Here is a 17,291-nt window from a genome sequence, read left to right on the forward strand (position 1 = left end):
GGCTGTCGGCGCCTACCGATACGCTCTCTGCCATGCGTATTGGAGCACACGTCCGTCAAGACAGTGATCCGATCGGCTTCGGCGAGCGATTGGGTGCCGACGTCATCCAGATGTTCGTGGTGGATCCGCAGGGCTGGGACAAACCGCAGCCGCATCCGCGCACGGAGGAGATCAAATCCAGCCCCATCGACGTGGTGGTGCATTCCTCCTATCAGATCAACGTGGCCAGTACGAACAACAGATTGCGCATGCCCTCGCGCAACGCGGTCGCGCAGCAGGCGCAGGCCGCCGCCGATCTGGGCGCGTTCGGCCTGGTCGTACACGGCGGGCACGTGCGTTCGGATGCCGAGATCGAGGCCGGAATCGTCAACTGGCGCAAGCTGTTCGAGCGCCAGCAGGACAAAGGCGGCTTCGCGGTGCCGATTCTCATCGAGAACACCGCCGGCGGCAATCACGCCATGGCACGTCATTTCGATTCGATCGCCCGGCTGTGGGATGCGGTCGGCGACTTCGGCGCGGGCTTCTGCCTCGACACCTGCCACGCCTGGGCGGGTGGCGAGGAGCTGATCGGCATCGTCGACCGGATCCGCGCGATCACCGGCCGCATCGATCTGGTGCATCTGAACTCCTCGCGCGACGACTTCAACTCCGGCGCCGACCGGCACGCCAACTTCGCCGACGGCACCATCGATCCGCAGTTGCTCGCCGAGGTGTGCCGGACCGCCGACGCACCCGTGGTGCTGGAGACACCGGCCGAGGGAGTCGCCGAGGACCTCGCCTACCTGCGCGAACACGTCGGATGAGCCGAGCGCCGGCACCGTCTTTGTGATCGCGCTGACCGTAAACCTCGTCGCGCGGGGGCCTCGATGGTGTGCTCGGTACGCAGCACGTTCCGAGCGAAAGGCCCTCCATGTCAAGCGATCACGCAGCAGAGTCCGTGTCCGTGGTGAAACTCGGAACCCACATCGGCGCCCGGATCGACGGCGTCCGGCTGGGCGGGGATCTGACTGCGGAGACGGTCGTGGCCATCCGCGCGGCCCTCAACGAGCACAAGGTGATCTTCTTCCGGGACCAGCACCATCTCACCGAGGACGGTCAGCACGAATTCGCTCAGCTGCTCGGCAGTCCGACCACGCCACATCCGACGGTCACCTCCAAGGGGGTGAAGAGCCTGGCGATCGATTCCCACCACGGCCGAGCCAACAGCTGGCACAGCGACGTCACCTTCGTCGACCGGATCCCGAAGGCCTCGATTCTGCGCGCGGTGAGCCTGCCCAGCTACGGCGGCTCGACGACGTGGGCCTCGACCGTGGCCGCCTACGCCTCGCTGCCGGAACCGCTGAAGCGGCTGGCCGAGGAATTGCGCGCCGTGCACACCAACAAATACGACTACGCGGCGAGCCACGAGGAGCAGCCGGACCCCAACGCGCAGGCCTACCGCGAGGAATTCCAGTCGACCTACTACGAGACCGAGCATCCGGTGGTGCGAGTGCACCCCGAGACCGGTGAGCGCGCGCTGCTGCTCGGACACTTCGTCAAACAGTTCGTGGGCTTGTCCACCAACGAGTCACACGCCCTGTTCCGCCTGCTGCAGGATCGCGTGACCAGGCTCGAGCACACCACCCGGTGGAACTGGTCGCTCGGCGACGTGGCAATCTGGGACAACCGTGCCACTCAGCACTACGCGATCGACGACTACGACGGCGCCGAGCACCGCAAGCTGACCCGCATCACGCTGGCCGGAGACATCCCGGTGGGCGTGGACGGCCGGACCAGCCTCAGTATCGCCGGTAACGCCGACCATTACTCGATCATCGAGGATCTGGCCGAGGTGGCCTGATCCGCCGACGCCGGCCGATGGTTGAATCGGTACATGGAGATTCGACCGCTGGCCGGCGTTCGGGTGCTGGAACTGGGCAACTACATCGCGGCGCCGACCGCGGGGCGCATTCTCGGCGACTTCGGCGCCGAGGTGATCAAGGTCGAGCGCCCGAAAACCGGTGACGAGCTGCGCAATTGGCGGCTCTACGGCGGCGACACCTCGATGTTGTATCGCACGGTGAACCGCAACAAGAAGTCGATCACCCTCGATCTGCGCACCGACGCGGGACGGGCGATCGTGCTGGATCTGATCCGGCACTGCGACGTGCTGCTGGAGAATTTCCGGCCCGGGATGCTGGAGAAGTGGGGGCTGGGGCCGGAGGTGCTCGACGAGGCCAATCCCGACCTGGTCATCACCCGCATCTCCGCCTACGGGCAGACCGGCCCGCTCTCGCAGCGGCCGGGTTTCGCCGCGGTCGCCGAGGCGATCGGCGGGCTGCGCGAACTGGTCGGCGATCCGGACCGGCCGCCGGTGCGGGTGGGCGTCTCGATCGGGGATTCCATCGCGGGGATCTACGCCGCCTTCGGCACGGTGCTGGCACTGTTCCAGCGCAAGGGCGCCGAGGAGCGAATCCCGTTGCCGCAGCGCATCATCGACGTCGCGCTGAACGAGTCGATTCTCTCCGTGATGGAGTCGCTGGTTCCGGACTACGAGGCCTACGGCATCAACCGGCAGCGCGTCGGCGGCCGGATGGAAGGGATCGCGCCGAGTAACGCCTACCCCTGCGCCGACGGCACCAGCATCATCATCGGGGGTAACGGCGACGCGATCTTCCGCCGCTATATGCAGGTGATCGAGCGCCCCGATCTCGCCGAGGATCCGGAACTGCAGGACAACGCCGGCCGGTGGCGCCACCGTGACCGCCTCGACGCCGCGATCGGCGAATGGACTGTGCGCCACACCAGGGACGAGGCGCTCGCGATCCTCGAGCAGGCGGCCATCCCGTGCGGCCCGATCTACACCGCGGCCGATATCGTCGCCGACGAACAGTACCGGGCGCGCAACATGATTCAGCATTTCCCGGTCGACGTCGGCGCCGCCGAACCGAAACAGGTCGCCTTCACCGGCATCGTCCCGGTGATCGGCGAACGTTCGCTGCCGATCCGTGCGGTGGGCCCCGACCTCGGCGAACACACCCGAGAGGTCCTCTCGGAACTGCTGGGAATGTCGGACGCCGATATCGAGGCTTTGGAGGCGTGATGAGTGACACTTTCTCTACCACCACTGCGGGCGGCTTGCGGGATGTGACGCTGCGGGACGGACTTCAGCTGACCGGCAAGGTATTGCCGACCGAGCACAAGGTGGAGATCGCGCGCACCCTGCTCGCCCTGGGCGTGCCGGAACTCGAGATCGGCTCGATGGCGCGCCCGGATCTGGTGCCGCCGATGGCCAACACCATGGAGGTGGTGGCCGCGCTGACTCCCGAAGAGCTGCAACGGTGTTGGGTGTGGGTGGCCACGCCGCGGCAGGTCGCGCGCGCCGCCGAGGCCGGGGTGCGGAAGTTCCAGTACTGCCTGTCGGTGTCGGATGCGCACAACAAGGCCAATATCGGCCGCACTGCCGAGGACAGCGTGGCCGCGATGCCCGAGGCGATCCGGCTGACCGAGGAGGTCGGCGGGTCCATTCAGCTCTGTCTGGCAACATCTTTCACCTGCCCGTTCGACGGGCCGGTGGATCCCGAGCGGGTCCTGGCGATCGCCGCCGATCCCCGCACCGACGGCGCCGCCGATATCGTGATCGCCGATACGCTCGGCCAGGCGTATCCGGCGCAGGTGCATTCCCTGATCGCCGCGGTGCGATCGGGAACTCCGCAGCGCCGCATCCTCTTTCACGGCCACGACACCTGGGGTATGGGCGTCGCCAACTCGCTGGCGGCACTGGCCGCGGGCGCCGATGCGGTGGACGGTTGCCTGGGCGGTCTGGGCGGTTGCCCCTTCGCCCCCGGTGCGAGCGGCAACACCGCCAGCGAGGACATTCTGTTCGCCACCCGCCCGGACTGGTTCACCCCCGCCGCGCTGGCGACCATGGTCGGCCTCACCGAACGTCTGCTCACCGATCTGGACGAGCCCAACCGCTCCCGCACCGCCGAAGGCGCTCGCTCGGAGGCTCGTGCCTTCGAATGGGTTGTGCCACGCCAGGATTAGGTGTGCCGGGCCCTATCGGCAGTCCGGATCGCCCAGACCCATACGCGCGGTGATGCCGTCGAGCAGGCACCTGAGCGTCCATGCCACGGGGTCGGCGGAGCCGGCGCCGGTGCGGCCATGGAACCAGCGCGTGAAGGCGGGATAGCGACCGTCCGCTAGCAGCGGTTCCACCAGCGGCTTCGGGGCCTCGGCGAGCTGCTGGTCGGTGGCGAGGCCGACGCGGGTTCGCATGCGCCGCTCCTCGGCCACCTGCAGCGCGGCACCGAACAGACGGCCGTCCACCGCACCGGTCAGCAGTGGGAGATCGTCGGCGGACAGGCCGAGACGCGCCTTCGCCGCAGCTGGGTTCGCGGCCGGTCGATCTCGTCCGCATGAACCGGCGGTGGTGCGCGACGGTGGGAGCGACGCCGTCGGGCGCGCTACTGGTGCGCCCGAATCAGGTGATCGCGTGGCGGGAGCCGACCGCGCCGGACGATGCGACCGCCGCCTTCGAACACGTGTGGGCCCGGATTTTCGCGTGCCGCGGCGGCGAGCGCGACCCGGCCGGGCGCCTGCAGAACTCGAGGTCGGCGCGCCAGGTTTGACCTCGAGCCGTGTTGAGCTTCTACGTTCGGTGGTGACGAAGGTTCCGACACACACAGGAGACAGCCATGACGCGGCGCCCGACTCTCGACGACCCCACGGCACGAGCGACTGCTCAGCGGGTAGCCACCGACCTCGCCGCAGAATTGCAACGCGCGGGCGAGACCGGCGACGCCGATCTCTACGACCACTCCTTCGCCGCGGATGTGCTGTGGGGCAGCCCGTTCGGCGCCACCGTCGTCGGTTACGACCAGCTCAATCCGATTCACCACCGCCTGATGGCCGGGCAGGTGGCGCCGCCCTCGACATTCGAGGTGGTCGCCACGACCACGCCGGCGCCGGGTGTGGTGGTGGCCCAGATCCGCAGGCAGGCAGTCGATCCCGACGGGTTCTCCGAGACGGCGATGTACGTGCTGGTGGAACGGGACGGGCGGTGGTGGCTCGCGGCCGCCCAGAACACCCCGTTCCAGCCGGAGAAGTCCGCACTGCGGCGCCCGGCGTAGCCGCCGTCATCCGGAAGTGTCGAAGACGAACCTCGCGGCGCATGCGTTCGGCCAGGCGAACGCACAGATCGATATCGGCTTCGCCGGCGCGGCGGGCGAGCCCGGGCACGGCGGGGATGCACAACTCCCCGAGGCGATAGAGCCGGGTCGTCCACTGCCGGCGAAAGGCGTTGCCGGACAGTCGTTGCCAGTGCACGGCGAATTCCGACGTGGAGTGCGGATCGCCCTCGATCGCGACGATGGCCGGGTCACTTCCGAACAGCGCCGCGGCCAACTTCTCCAGTGCCGGAGCGGGAATGTCACCCAGGTACGCCCCGTACCCGGGGGTATTCATGGCGACGCCCGCCACCGCGTCCCCGTCGCAGACCAGGGCGAATACCGGATCGAACGTCATCGCCCCGGCCGCACGGTTGCGGACCATCGTGGCAATGACCGTGTGCCGCAGAGGGTCTCGCGCCAGGAGGTCGCCGGCGCGGGCATGGAGTTCGATCGGGTCCGTGGTCAGCTCGATCCTCATGCCACCAACGGTAGGCCCGTCGGATCACCTGGCCCACCGATTTTCCGCGGCGGCGAGAACCTCAGGCCGATTGTTGCCCGTCGGCGCGAAGTTTCAGCAGGACCAGACCGGCCGTGCAGGCCAGAATCAGTCCGGCAACAGTGATTTCGACACGAAGGCCCGCGATGCCGAGCACCGCGCCGACCAATCCGCCGAGGAAGATCAACCAGGCCGCGATGCGGGATGTGATCGACCAGGCGCTGCGCCCGGATTCGGCGGCAGCCGAATCACTCTGCGACACCGCGCGCGTGGGGGATGTCGAATAAGCTCCCATCACTACTCCTCGATGACGCCCACCGAGACTGTCGAAACGTCCGTTTCACCCGGTAAATAACACGCGTCGCACATGTAACTTCGCTCACACGGTACGTGCCCGACACCGAAACTCCACGCGACACGTGCCCGCGACACGCTGAACGTAACTACTTCGTTATGTGAAGTGTTGGCATTTCACGTTACCGTCCGGTATTTTGCGGACCGACCGGCACGCCTGGCCCCGGGTGCGGCTCTCGGTTACTGTGAGTCCACTCGGAAACAGTTTGAGGGAGCACCACATCCATGGACGACAGGGCGAGCACGGGGGATCGCGCCGATGAGGAGACCCCGGGCCGCCTGAACATGAAGGTCGCGGGTCCCGCGATGGCCGCCGGTGCGGTATCGCTGGGTTTGGTGTTGGTCGGAGCCTGCGGAATCGGCCACAAGGACGTCTATGTCGCCCCGCCGCCGCTCGCCGCGGATCTGCAGGTGGCCACCACCCCGATCACGCGCAGCGGCACCACCACCGCCCCCGCGGTGATCATTCCGCCCTCCCCCTCCTGGCGCGTCGCGGCGAATACCCCGGCCCGGCGCACCACCTCCGCCACGTCGACCAGCACCACGACCGAGGCCGAGCCGAGCTCCACGGCGTTCGCACCGCCCGCGCCGACCACCACCGCCACGACCACGACGATGCAGACTCCCGCCCCGACCACGGAACCGTCCGTCAGCGAACCCGCCGCCGATTCCGACACCACGACGACCACGCGGCCGCATCACACACCGCGCACGGTCGAGGAATCCGAACCGACGGCCGATGCCTCCGCCACGCCGTCCACGGAGGACGCCGGCAACTGATCCGTACGGCGAAAAGGGTGGCGGCCGCGCGGATTCGCGACGACCGCCACCCTCACCGGTGAACCGGCGTACGGATCAGAGTTCGGCCAGGCCGTAGTCACCGACCCGGCTGCTCAGCACACTCAGATGTTCGCGGCGGCCACCGAAGGTCTGGTCCACGGCGGTGAGCCGGGCGACGTAGTGGCTGACCGGATATTCGGTGGTGATACCGATTCCGCCGTGCATCTGCACCGCTTCCTGTCCGATATGGCGGGCGCCGCGGCCGACTTGGAGGCGGGCCCGCGACACCGCGATCGGATCGACCGTGCCCTCGGCCAGCGAGGCGGTCGCGTAGAAACTCATGCTGCGAGCCAGTTCCATCGCGACGTACATATCGGCGGCGCGCTGGGTCAGGGTCTGGAACTTCGAGAGCGTGACCCCGAACTGCTTGCGCGTCTTCAGATATTCGGTGGTCAGACGCAGTGCCTCGCCCATCGCACCGATCGACTCCGCGCACAGGCTCGCCTGGGCGGCCGCGATGGCGGTGGCGACGGTCTCGGTGGCGTCGCCGGCCTCGGCCGCGCCGAGCAGTTCGGCCGGGGCCGAGGCGAATTCGATCTGCGCACCCCGGCGTTCGTCGAATGTGCGGTAGGCGGTGCGGGTCACACCCTCGGCATCGGCGGCCACCAGGAACACCCGCAGCACACCGTCGGATCCGAGCGCGGTGACGACCAGTTCGTCGGTGCAATCACCGTGCGGCACCCGGCTTTTCACACCGGAGAGCCGGTAGCCGTCGCCGTCGGCGGTGGCCGTGGTCGCCACCGTGAGATCCGGCCAGCGCGAACCGGCCTCCTCGTGCGCGAAGGCCAGCAGCCGGGAACCGCCGGCCACCTCGGGCAGAATCCGCTGCCGCTGCTCGGCGGTGCCGAGGGACGCGATCAGACCACCGGGCAGCAGAACCGCGTCCAGCAGCGGTTCCGGGGCGAGGCGGCGGCCGACCTCCTCCATGACGACCATCGTCTCCACGGGGCCCGCGCCGACTCCGCCGTCCTCCTCACTGAAAGACAGTCCGAGGACACCCAATTCGGCCAGCTGCGACCACACGTCGCGGCTCCAGCCGAGTTCGGTGTCGAGCACCTTCAGCCGGCTCTCCGGGTCGTAGGCGCGGGCCAGCAGATCACGCACCGTCTCACCCAGCATGACCTGTTCGTCGGTCAATTCGAAATCCATGGCAGCGCCTCACAATCCGAGGATGGTGGAGGCGATGATGGTGCGCTGCACCTCGTTCGAGCCTCCGTAGATGCTGGTCTTGCGGTAGTTCAGATAGGTGGGGCCGGTGCGCTGCGCCCACTCCGGAGCGGCGATGTCATCGGCGCCGACCGGCACCGCGTCCGGGCCCGCTACATCGAGCATCAGCTCGGTGGCCGCCTGCTGCAATTCGGTACCGCGCAACTTCAGCACCGACGACACCGGATTCGGTTTGCCCTCGGCGGAATTGGCCACCACCCGCAACAGCGTCAGTTCGAGCGCCAGTAGTTCGTTCTCCAACTCGGCGACGCGGGTGGCGAAAACCGGATCCTCGAGCAGGGTGCCGGAACCCGTCGCGATCTGTGCCGCACGCTTTTTCGCGGTGGCGATCACGACCTTGGTGCGGCCCACGCCGGCAATGCCCGTGCGCTCGTTGCCGAGCAGGAATTTCGCGTACGTCCAGCCCGCATTCTCCTCGCCGACCAGTTGATCGGCGGGTACCCGTACGTTTTCGAAGAAGACCTCGTTGACCTCATGCCGGCCGTCGATCAATTTGATCGGCCGCACGGTGACACCGGGCGATTTCATATCGAAGAGCAGCATCGAAATGCCGGCCTGCTTCTTCCGCGCGTTCGGATCGGTGCGCACCAGGCAGAAGATCCAGTCGGCGTACTGAGCCAGCGTGGTCCAGATCTTCTGGCCGTTGACGATGTAGGAATCACCGTCACGCACTGCGGTGGTGCGCAGCGAGGCGAGATCGGATCCGGCGTCGGGCTCGGAGAAGCCCTGGCACCACCAGATATCGAGAGCAGCGGTCGGCGGCAGGAAGCGCTGCTTGAGTTCTTCGGAGCCGAATTGCGCGATGACCGGGCCGATCATGTTCGCATTGAAGGTCAGCGGCTCGGGCACGCAGGCCAGCTGCATCTCGTCTTCCCAGATGTGACACTGCATCGAGGTCCAGTCCTGGCCGCCCCACTCCGCTGGCCACTTCGGCACCGCGATGCCCTTGGCGTGCAGGAGTTTGTGGGCGGTGACGATGTCCTCGCGGGAGAGTTCCCGGCCGTTCTCGACCTTGTCCCGGATCTCGGCCGGTATCTCGGTTCGAAAGAACGCGCGTAGTTCGTCCCGGAAGGCCACCTCGTCGGGTGACAGGGCAAGTTTCATGGGCATCTCCCACCGTATTTCGTAGGTCCGAATCGAATCTACGCCTCGAATCGAACCGGTCATCGACGGGATCATAAACGACGAATCGCGCACGACGGCGCGATCCCGGGAGGTCCGGTTCCACCGCCGGTACGAAGGAACCTTTAGGTTGCGGCGAAATGGCCGTACGCTGCGCAATTCGCCACGTTTGGAATAAGTTAGTAAGAATTCGCATGCATTCTGCCGAATTCCCACAACGGGAAAAGCGTCCGGCGGTCGATGCCGCGACGACGAGTTGGTTTGCCGTTTCGGCAAGTTTTCTTGCCGCCGCTCCGGCCACTGGTGATCCTGGGAGCAGGCGCCGACAGGGGCGCCCCGAGCGACGAGGAGTCTCATGTCCGCCACATCACCCACCGAGGCCGCGGTGTTCTGGGAGCAGCGGTATCGCGACAGCGACCGGGTCTGGAGCGGTAAGCCGAATCCCTTGCTGGTGCGCGAGACCGCGGATCTGCGGCCCGGCCGGGCACTGGATCTGGGCTGCGGCGAAGGCGCCGACGCGGTGTGGCTGGCCGGGCAGGGCTGGCAGGTGACCGGCGTGGACATCGCACAGACCGCGCTGGAGCGGGCCGCGGCGCATGCCGAACAGGCCGGCCTGGGCGATCGAATCTCGTGGCAGCGACACGAACTCGGGCGCACCTTCCCGGACGGCAGCTACGACCTGATCAACGCCCAGTTCCTGCAGTCACCGGTGATCCTGGACCAGGACGGTGTGCTCCGGCGCGCGGCCGGCGCGGTGGCGCCCGGCGGCACCCTGCTGATCGTCATGCACGCCGGCTGGCCGACCTGGATGACACCCGACGAATATCCGTTCGACGCTGTCTTCCCCACCCTCGACGGCGTCCTGCACGCCCTGCGCCTCGGCGACGACTGGACCGTTCGCACCTGCGAGCCGGTCGAACGCGCACTGACCTCCCCCGACGGCCGATCCGGCACCCGGGTCGACAATGTCTGGCGTCTCTGGCGCGCCGCCGAGGCCCGTAACTAACTGCGCGGCTTGCGACGGTCGTACTTGCGCGGACCCTCGCGGCGCGGACCGCGGCTCAAGGAGCGATGCGACGGCGGGCCCTGGTCCAGCTGCAACTGGATCAGGACGCCGCTGATCCTGGTGCGGCGCAACGCATCCAGCGTTTCCGAGGACAGATCGGCGGGGAGCTCGACCAGGCTGTGGTCCGGGCGGATGCTGATGTGACCGAAGTCGCTGCGACGCAGACCGCCCTCGTTGGCGATTGCGCCGACGATCGCGCCGGGGACCACCCGGTGCCGTTTACCGACCGCGATGCGGTAGGTGGCCATCTCCGCGCCGGTGGCGCGATGGTGCTGCGGACCACCTTCCGGGCGACGCTCGCGGTCCTCGCGCGGGGCGCGCTCGCGGCGCGGCGGGCGAATCGGCTCGGGCTCGGCCTCCATGAAGAAGTTGTCTCCGTCATGACCGCCCACCGCCAGGGCGGCGGCGATATCGGCGAGCGGGATGTTGTGCTCGGCCTCGTAGTCCTCGATGAGTTTGCGGAACAGCGCGAGATTCGACGACGCCAGATTCTCCGTGATCGCGTCGTGGAATTTGACCACACGCTGCGCGTTCACGTCGTCGACGCTGGGCAGCTGCATTTCGGTCAGCGGCTGGCGGGTGGCACGCTCGATCGCATCCAGCAGGCGGCGTTCGCGCGGCGCGACGAACAGCAGCGCCTCACCGGTGCGCCCGGCCCGGCCGGTGCGTCCGATGCGGTGCACGTAGGACTCGGTGTCGTGCGGGATGTCGTAGTTGAGCACATGCGAGATGCGGTCGACATCGAGTCCGCGCGCGGCCACATCGGTGGCCACCAGGATGTCGAGGGTGCCGGACTTCAGCTGGCCGATCGTGCGTTCGCGCTGATTCTGCGCGATATCGCCGTTGATCGCGGCGGCCGAGTAGCCGCGTGAGCGCAGTTTCTCGGCCAACTCCTCGGTGGCCTGCTTGGTGCGCACGAAGATGATCATCGCCTCGAACGGCTCGACCTCGAGAATCCGGGTCAGCGCGTCGAGTTTGCGCTGATGCGAGACCTGCACCCAGCGCTGGGTGATGTTGGTGTTGGTCGAGGTCTTGGACTTGACCGTGATCTCGACCGGATCCGCGAGGTACTGCTTGGAGATCTTGCGGATCACCGACGGCATGGTGGCCGAGAACAGCGCGACCTGCTTGTCCGCGGGAGTGTCGCGCAGAATACGTTCGACGTCCTCCTGGAATCCCATCTTCAGCATCTCGTCGGCCTCGTCGAGCACGAGATACCGCAGCTGGGTGAGGTCGAGGGTGCCGCGCTCGAGGTGGTCGATGACCCGGCCCGGCGTGCCGACGACGACCTGCGCGCCGCGGCGCAGACCCTGCAACTGGACCGCGTAGTTCTGACCACCGTAGATCGGCAGCACGTGGATCCCCGGCAGATGCGCCGAGTAACGACCGAACGCCTCGGCCACCTGGATCGCCAGTTCGCGGGTCGGTGCGAGCACCAGCGCCTGCGGCGGCTTCGGCCGCTTCTCCAGGCCCATCAGAATCGGGATGGCGAAGGCCGCCGTCTTACCGGTACCGGTCTGGGCCAGGCCGACGACATCGGCGCCGGCGAGCAGCGGCGGAATGGTGGCCGCCTGGATCGGCGACGGGGATTCGTAGCCGACATCGGCGATCGCCGCGAGCAGCCGATCGTCGATGCCGAGATCGGCGAACGACGGCTCGGTCGCGTCGCCGCTGTCGCCGCGGTACCCGGTGGCGGCGTCCGCGGGCCCTTCGTGGTTGCGCTCGTCTGCGCCTTCGGGCCTGTCGCCCCCGCCGCCGGGCACGCTGTCGACCGATGAGTTGTTCATATTGACCAGCAGTTTAATGCCTTGCGGTGGCCGCCCGGACCATCGGGCCAATACGGTGAGACCTATGCAACCGCAGCAGCCGCCCTTGCGCGACGTTCCGGAATCCGCCGAACCCCTGCGGCCCACCGCATCTGCGCCCGCCGAGCCGATTTCTTCCGGCGGCGCCGGCGCACGCATGAGTGACGAATCCGACACCGCCGACGCACCCGGAACCGCCCGCGCGCACACCGCCGACCCGATCGGCAGCCCCGTCCCGATCGTGATCACCTACTCGACGACCGCGGAGGCGGGGCGGCCCGCGCCCGCGGTGTCCGGTGGACTCGAACCCCGGACCACCGCCGGACCGGCGCCCGCCCCGGCTCCGGCGCGCGCGGTCGACATCGCGGTCGTGCAGTTCGGGCCGCATACCGACAAGGCCGCCAATCTCGCCGCGCTGCGCGACCATATTCGAGCCGCCGCCGAGCACGGCGCGAAAGTTGTTGTCGCCCCCGAATATTCGATGTTCGCGGTGAAGCGGCTGGACGAGCGGGTGGTGGCGGCGGCCGAACCGATCACGGGCCCGTGGGCGAGCGAATTGCGCGGGCTCGCCGCCGAGTTCGGGGTGCACGTGGTCGCCGGCGTTGTCGAGGCGCCGGGCGGGCAGATCACCGACCGGATCTACAACACGCTGATCGCGGCCGGCCCCGATGCCGAGTTCGCGGCGATCTACCGCAAGGTGCATCTCTACGACGCGTTCGGATTCCGCGAATCAGAGGTGGTCGCCCCGGGCCCGATCGAGGATCCCGCCACCTTCACCGTCGACGGCGTCACCTTCGGTCTGCAGACCTGCTTCGACCTGCGCTTTCCGGAGGGCTGCCGCCGGGTGGCCGCCGCAGGGGCGCAGGTGTTGCTCCTTCCCGCGCAATGGATTCCGGGGCCGGGCAAGCTCGATCAGTGGACCACGCTGCTGCGCGCTCGCGCCATCGAGAACACGGTCTATGTGGCCGCCGCCGACCACTGCGCCCCGCGCGGTGCGGGCGCGTCGATGATCGTCGACCCCTCGGGCAATCTGCTGGCCGAACTCGGTGATGCCCCCGGTATCGCCACGAGCCGCGTCGACCTCGATCACCTGCGGCAGATCCGCACCACCAACCCCAGCCTGAGCCTGCGCCGATTCACCGTCGAGCCATAGACTGGACGGCACCATGATCTATCCGGATCGTCGGTCGGCCGGTCGCACGCTGGGTGAATCGCTGTCGCACCTGCGGGCGTGGCATCCCCTGGTGCTGGGACTGCCGCGCGGCGGGGTGCCGGTCGCGGCCGCGGTGCGCGAGGTCATCGGCGGGGATCTCGATGTGCTGCTCGTCCGGAAACTCGGCGTGCCGTGGCAACCCGAACTGGCGATGGGCGCGATCGGCGAGGACGGGGTCCGGGTCCTCAACGACGACGTGGTGCGGCAGACCGGCGTGCGACCCGAGCAGATCGCCGCCGTGGAAGCGGCCGAGTGCGCGGAGTTGTCGCGCCGGCAGCGGATGGTGCGCGCGCAGGTGCCGCGGGTGCCGATTCACGATCGCGCGGTGGTGATCGTCGACGACGGGATGGCCACGGGCGCGACGGTCGCCGCGGCCTGCCGCGTGGCGCAGTCGCACCGGCCCCGCTGGATCACGGTGGCGGTCCCGGTGTCCTCGATCGAGGCGATGGAGCGGCTGCGCGGCCTGGCCCGGGAGACGGTGTGCCCGCTGATTCCGCGCTCCCTGGGCGGAGTCGGCGGGGCCTATCGCGATTTCCATCAACTCGACGACGAAGAAATGCTGGACCTGTTGCGCGCGGCGCACCAGCCCGGCCGCTGAGGAACCGCGCGGGCGCGAATCAGTCGGTCTCCGAGTCGATCTCGCGCACTCCTTTTCGATGCCGCTGCGCGAGCTGGGGACGTTTACCTTCGAATTCGCAGCAGGGCATGCGTTCTCACCATTCGTTGTCGTCGGCGACCACTCGTTCCGCGGCCGCGACCATCGGGCGCAATTGCGCGGCAAAGGTTTCCGCGGTGACGCCGACGATATCGACCTCCGCGCGGGTGCGGACCGCGTAGCGGCCGTCGCCGGTGACGTCGATCCAGCACAGCACGCCGAGCGGGCGCATGCTGTCGTCGGCGCGACGCGCGGAGACCACGATCTGACCGATGCCGTCGCGGGGCTGTTTGAGCAACCGCCGCATCCGAGCCGTGGTGGAGGGACCGGCGACCGGCACCGTCACCAGATCGCGACTGTCCTCGCGCACCCGGTCCAGCGGTGCGGTGCGGCGCGGTTCAGCCCCGGGCGGGCACTCCGGCAGCAGCGAGACCACCCGGGCCGCGAGGGTGCCGGAATTCCCGACGAACAGCCGCACGTCACCGCCGCGATCGGGCGCGCTGCCGTGGCGCTGGGCCGCGACGACGGTGATGTGGCCGGCGGCCGCGCCCAGCACCCGGACGGGCCGGGCCTCCCCCGCGCCGTGTTCGCCGAAAACCTCGACGCACACGGTGGGCCGGGCGAGCAGTCGCAGCGCCGCCTCCAGATCGGGGTCCACGGTGCGGTCGCACCACCCGGTCAATTCCGGGAGCTGCGCGGCCCGTTCGGCACTGTCACGGGCGGACAATCGCACCGCGAGCGGATACGGGATCCGGTCACCGTCGATCCGTTGCCACGCCATCGCGAACTGATCGGGCGTCAGCGTCCATTTCACCGCCGCCGGCCCGCCTCGGCACCCGCCGTCACCCCGCGGTCAGTCATCCTCGGACCATTCGCCCAGCACGGGTGGGGTGGTCGGATCGAGCTGCCCGACCAGTTCGCCGCCCGGCTCGGCCGGTTCGAGGAAAGTCGGCTCGTCGTCGAATTCGGGGTAGTAGTCCTCGTCCTCGTCCTCGTCGCCGTGGCGGACCGGCCTCGCCACCACCGGGGTCGACGGGCCCTGTCGCACGGCATCGCCCGCGGCGAACGCGCCCCCGGCCAGGCCGCCCACGATGCCCGCGCCCATGCCGGACATCGAGTCGGCGCCGGAGTTGCGGTCCTGGTCGTGGTCGTCACGCTTGTTCGAATCGGAGTTCTGCGCCGTCGACGCCGGGCCGGTGGCCGCGCCGGCGGGCCGCACGGCGGCGGCCGCCGGGACCACGCCGGGAGCGGGCGGTGCACCGGCCGCGGGTGCGGGTTGTGCGGTGACGGGCGGTTTCGACTGCGCGACAACCCGATTCGTGGTCGCTACTACCGGCGGATCGGGGGTCGCGGCGGCGGGAGGGGTGCTGTTCACCGGAGCGGCGATCGGGGTCGCGGGCTCTACGCGCGTGGGTGCGACCGCGGCGGGTGCCACGGCCGCGGGCCGATCGGTGGCCGGCTGGTCACCGCTGGGCCGGTCGCTGTCGGGCCGGTCGCCGTCGGAGTCGCTCGGCCGATCCGCCGGAGCCGCTTCCGGCCCCTGCGGTCCGTCCCCGGTCGGCGCCACCCGAGAGCCGGTCGCCCGGCCGACCAGATCCGCACTGCCTCCACCCGGTGCGGTCGCGTCGTCACCCGGTGGCACGACAGCGGGATTCGGATACATGCCGCCGTCGGGAAACGCCGGCACGCTGTCGCCGGTGCGCAGGAAGACACCGGCATAGACCGAGTCCATCACCCGCACGGCATCTTGCCGCACGTTCTCGGCGCTCTTCTGCACGGCGGCGTTGGCGGCCGCCTGTTTCGGATCCAGCAGTGCCGCTTCCAGATCCGGATGGGCGCTCACCTGTTGCGATACCGAGGCGCGCAATGTCTCGGCTGCGTCGTTGGCCTGCGCGAGTCGTTGTCCGACAACCGCCATCACATCGGACAGCTGCTGGCCCAGCCTCTCGAACGCGGTCACCGCGTCGGCGGCCAGCTGCGCGGCACCACCGCGCCAGCCGTCGGCGATGGCGGCGCGGATTTCGGTATGCGCGGACTGGACGGCATCGGCCATTCCGGCCGCCGAACTCTGCCAGGCCTGGCGGCCGGCGGTGAGGATCTCGGGATTCAGCTCCTGCACCCCACGCTGGATATCGCGATGGGTGAGGTTGTCGAACACCTCGACCGTCGGAGCGTAATCCGGATCGGTATGCCCCTGCGCCGGCGGTGTTCCGTTGCCGCTGACCCTATGCATGTCCGACCCCCACCGGCTGCGACGGCTGTACCACTACCAGGGGTGGTGCGGTTTTCCCGATCGCCGCGGCGGCATCGGCGTCGTGCTGGGCATAGGCGGCCGCGGCAGCACGCAGAGTCTGCGCCAATTGCCGTGCGGCGTCGGCATATTCGCGTAACCGATCGACCGCTTCGGCGGCTTTGCCCTCGAAACCGCGGCGCAGCGACTGCCCCGACTCGAAGCCGCCGAATCCGGGCAGCGAGGCGGCCGCACCGAGTGTGCGGATCTGCTGCTCGACCTGGTCGGCCAGTGACTCGTAGCGGCGCGCGCAGCGTTCGTGGGTGCCGTCGCCGACGAGTACGCCGTCGATCCACAGCTGTCCGTCGTCGACCGCCTGGGCCAGCGCACCGACATCGTTGCGCAGATCCCCGGCCTCTTGTGACTGCATCGCGGTCCCCCTTTCTCAACCCACTTCCGCGGCGCCCTGACGACGGTCCGCGACCTCGCGAATCCACTCCGCGATATCGGCGGTGACTGCCGCGTGCACCGGCTCGTGCAGCAAATCGTGCCCGGCATCGGTGTACTCGTGCAACCCCACCGACCGGTGCCGGCCCGACCACTCGCGCGCGGAGTCGATCGGTGCGCGGCGGTCGTCGACACCGTGCAGGGCCAGGATCGGTAGTCCGGGCGGCAGGGCGGCGGGCGATTCGACGGCCCGCTTCGGGGTTCCGGTCAGCACCATGCCCGCGCACCCGGACATCTCCGGCAGCGACATCGACGCGAGACAGGTCGCCGCGCCCAGGGAGTGGCCCGCCAGGAACAGCGGCGGATCGGGCCGCTCGGCGCGCATCGCCCGGACCAGCGCGGCGGCGTCGGCCGCAAGTTCGGGCAGCGTTCCCGGCGCCTCCGGGTCACCTTCGCTCAGCCCCTGGCCGGCCGTGTCCAGACACCAGACTTCGATCTCGCGCGCACCCAGGGCACGGCCGAGCCGGTGGTAATGCCCGCTGTGCTGGCCGCTTCCGGGCAGGAACGCCATTAGCGCCACCGGCAGCTCCACCGGCCATCGCCGGTAGTGGAGTCGACCGCGGGCACCCTGGAAGTACGGCATCCCCCCATTGTCGCGGGCCGGTCGTCGGTGAGCGGGCACGGCC

19 protein-coding genes are annotated in these 17,291 nt (G+C 68.9%); 10 read left to right on the plus strand and 9 right to left on the minus strand.

Going from position 1 to position 17,291, the window contains the following annotated elements; all coding sequences use genetic code 11:
• Nucleotides 1-32 precede the first annotated feature (32 nt).
• From C5E41_RS15055 to C5E41_RS15070, 4 genes are all read left to right on the plus strand, one after another.
• Complete coding sequence (locus C5E41_RS15055; RefSeq protein ID WP_104376449.1) at nucleotides 33-803, plus strand: deoxyribonuclease IV; 771 nt, start codon at nucleotides 33-35, stop codon at nucleotides 801-803.
• A gap of 107 nt (nucleotides 804-910) precedes the next feature.
• Nucleotides 911-1,840: a TauD/TfdA dioxygenase family protein gene (locus tag C5E41_RS15060; RefSeq protein ID WP_104376450.1), complete on the plus strand. Its 930-nt coding sequence runs from the start codon at nucleotides 911-913 to the stop codon at nucleotides 1,838-1,840.
• A gap of 33 nt (nucleotides 1,841-1,873) precedes the next feature.
• Nucleotides 1,874-3,082 carry a CaiB/BaiF CoA transferase family protein gene (locus tag C5E41_RS15065; protein ID WP_104376451.1) on the plus strand — a complete coding sequence of 403 codons (1,209 nt, stop codon included), beginning with the start codon at nucleotides 1,874-1,876 and terminating at the stop codon, nucleotides 3,080-3,082.
• Nucleotides 3,082-4,026 carry a hydroxymethylglutaryl-CoA lyase gene (locus tag C5E41_RS15070; RefSeq protein ID WP_104376452.1) on the plus strand — a complete coding sequence of 315 codons (945 nt, stop codon included), beginning with the start codon at nucleotides 3,082-3,084 and terminating at the stop codon, nucleotides 4,024-4,026. The genes C5E41_RS15065 and C5E41_RS15070 overlap by 1 nt, the downstream gene beginning before the upstream one ends.
• Before the next feature lie 12 nt (nucleotides 4,027-4,038).
• On the opposite strand, the gene C5E41_RS15075 is transcribed toward C5E41_RS15070, so the two are convergent.
• On the minus strand, nucleotides 4,039-4,257 hold the full coding sequence (locus C5E41_RS15075; protein ID WP_146097562.1) for a hypothetical protein: 219 nt from the start codon (nucleotides 4,255-4,257) through the stop codon (nucleotides 4,039-4,041).
• 65 nt (nucleotides 4,258-4,322) lie between these two features.
• On the opposite strand from C5E41_RS15075, the gene C5E41_RS15080 reads away from it, so the two are divergent.
• A complete protein-coding gene (locus C5E41_RS15080; RefSeq protein ID WP_439956407.1) occupies nucleotides 4,323-4,610 on the plus strand; it encodes an aromatic-ring hydroxylase C-terminal domain-containing protein in 288 nt (95 codons plus the stop codon).
• A gap of 66 nt (nucleotides 4,611-4,676) precedes the next feature.
• Nucleotides 4,677-5,111, plus strand: coding sequence for an SgcJ/EcaC family oxidoreductase (locus tag C5E41_RS15085; RefSeq protein WP_104376455.1), 435 nt, complete (start codon nucleotides 4,677-4,679; stop codon nucleotides 5,109-5,111).
• A 578-nt stretch (nucleotides 5,112-5,689) separates the two neighbouring features.
• Here the strand turns inward: C5E41_RS15085 and C5E41_RS15090 are convergent.
• The gene (locus C5E41_RS15090) at nucleotides 5,690-5,941 is read right to left on the minus strand and encodes a hypothetical protein (protein WP_146097564.1); all 252 of its coding nucleotides are present in this window, start codon (nucleotides 5,939-5,941) and stop codon (nucleotides 5,690-5,692) included.
• Nucleotides 5,942-6,225: 284 nt separating this feature from the next.
• Here C5E41_RS15090 and C5E41_RS15095 point away from each other — a divergent pair, with 284 nt between their 5' ends.
• Entirely contained in the window at nucleotides 6,226-6,780 is a 555-nt protein-coding gene (locus C5E41_RS15095; protein WP_104376457.1) for a hypothetical protein, read from the plus strand.
• A gap of 75 nt (nucleotides 6,781-6,855) precedes the next feature.
• Here the strand turns inward: C5E41_RS15095 and C5E41_RS15100 are convergent, their stop codons facing one another.
• Nucleotides 6,856-7,989, minus strand: a complete 1,134-nt coding sequence (locus tag C5E41_RS15100; RefSeq protein WP_104376458.1) for an acyl-CoA dehydrogenase family protein — start codon at nucleotides 7,987-7,989, stop codon at nucleotides 6,856-6,858.
• 9 nt (nucleotides 7,990-7,998) lie between these two features.
• Nucleotides 7,999-9,171: an acyl-CoA dehydrogenase family protein gene (locus C5E41_RS15105; RefSeq protein ID WP_104376500.1), complete on the minus strand. Its 1,173-nt coding sequence runs from the start codon at nucleotides 9,169-9,171 to the stop codon at nucleotides 7,999-8,001.
• 373 nt (nucleotides 9,172-9,544) lie between these two features.
• Between C5E41_RS15105 and C5E41_RS15110 the strand changes: the two genes are divergently transcribed.
• The gene (locus C5E41_RS15110) at nucleotides 9,545-10,195 is read left to right on the plus strand and encodes a class I SAM-dependent methyltransferase (protein WP_104376459.1); all 651 of its coding nucleotides are present in this window, start codon (nucleotides 9,545-9,547) and stop codon (nucleotides 10,193-10,195) included.
• On the opposite strand, the gene C5E41_RS15115 is transcribed toward C5E41_RS15110, so the two are convergent.
• A complete protein-coding gene (locus C5E41_RS15115; RefSeq protein ID WP_104376460.1) occupies nucleotides 10,192-12,042 on the minus strand; it encodes a DEAD/DEAH box helicase in 1,851 nt (616 codons plus the stop codon). The two genes, C5E41_RS15110 and C5E41_RS15115, sit on opposite strands and share 4 nt — an antisense overlap.
• A gap of 379 nt (nucleotides 12,043-12,421) precedes the next feature.
• Between C5E41_RS15115 and C5E41_RS15120 the strand changes: the two genes are divergently transcribed.
• Both C5E41_RS15120 and C5E41_RS15125 read left to right on the plus strand, forming a co-directional pair.
• On the plus strand, nucleotides 12,422-13,213 hold the full coding sequence (locus C5E41_RS15120) for a carbon-nitrogen hydrolase family protein (protein WP_258080996.1): 792 nt from the start codon (nucleotides 12,422-12,424) through the stop codon (nucleotides 13,211-13,213).
• Between the two features lie 13 nt (nucleotides 13,214-13,226).
• Nucleotides 13,227-13,871 carry a phosphoribosyltransferase gene (locus C5E41_RS15125; protein WP_104376461.1) on the plus strand — a complete coding sequence of 215 codons (645 nt, stop codon included), beginning with the start codon at nucleotides 13,227-13,229 and terminating at the stop codon, nucleotides 13,869-13,871.
• 115 nt (nucleotides 13,872-13,986) lie between these two features.
• On the opposite strand, the gene C5E41_RS15130 is transcribed toward C5E41_RS15125, so the two are convergent.
• The 4 genes from C5E41_RS15130 to C5E41_RS15145 are packed head-to-tail and all read right to left on the minus strand — an operon-like array spanning nucleotide 13,987 to nucleotide 17,248.
• Entirely contained in the window at nucleotides 13,987-14,742 is a 756-nt protein-coding gene (locus tag C5E41_RS15130; RefSeq protein ID WP_104376462.1) for an ESX secretion-associated protein EspG, read from the minus strand.
• A 39-nt stretch (nucleotides 14,743-14,781) separates the two neighbouring features.
• Nucleotides 14,782-16,161 (minus strand): WXG100 family type VII secretion target, encoded by a 1,380-nt coding sequence (locus C5E41_RS15135; protein ID WP_104376463.1) that lies wholly within the window; start codon nucleotides 16,159-16,161, stop codon nucleotides 14,782-14,784.
• Nucleotides 16,154-16,588 carry a hypothetical protein gene (locus C5E41_RS15140; RefSeq protein WP_104376464.1) on the minus strand — a complete coding sequence of 145 codons (435 nt, stop codon included), beginning with the start codon at nucleotides 16,586-16,588 and terminating at the stop codon, nucleotides 16,154-16,156. Before C5E41_RS15140 ends, C5E41_RS15135 begins: the two co-directional genes overlap by 8 nt.
• Nucleotides 16,589-16,603: 15 nt before the next feature.
• On the minus strand, nucleotides 16,604-17,248 hold the full coding sequence (locus C5E41_RS15145) for an alpha/beta hydrolase (RefSeq protein ID WP_104376465.1): 645 nt from the start codon (nucleotides 17,246-17,248) through the stop codon (nucleotides 16,604-16,606).
• Nucleotides 17,249-17,291 lie beyond the last annotated feature (43 nt).

The organism is Nocardia nova, assembly GCF_002933465.1.
Classification (GTDB): Bacteria; Actinomycetota; Actinomycetes; order Mycobacteriales; family Mycobacteriaceae; genus Nocardia; species Nocardia nova_B.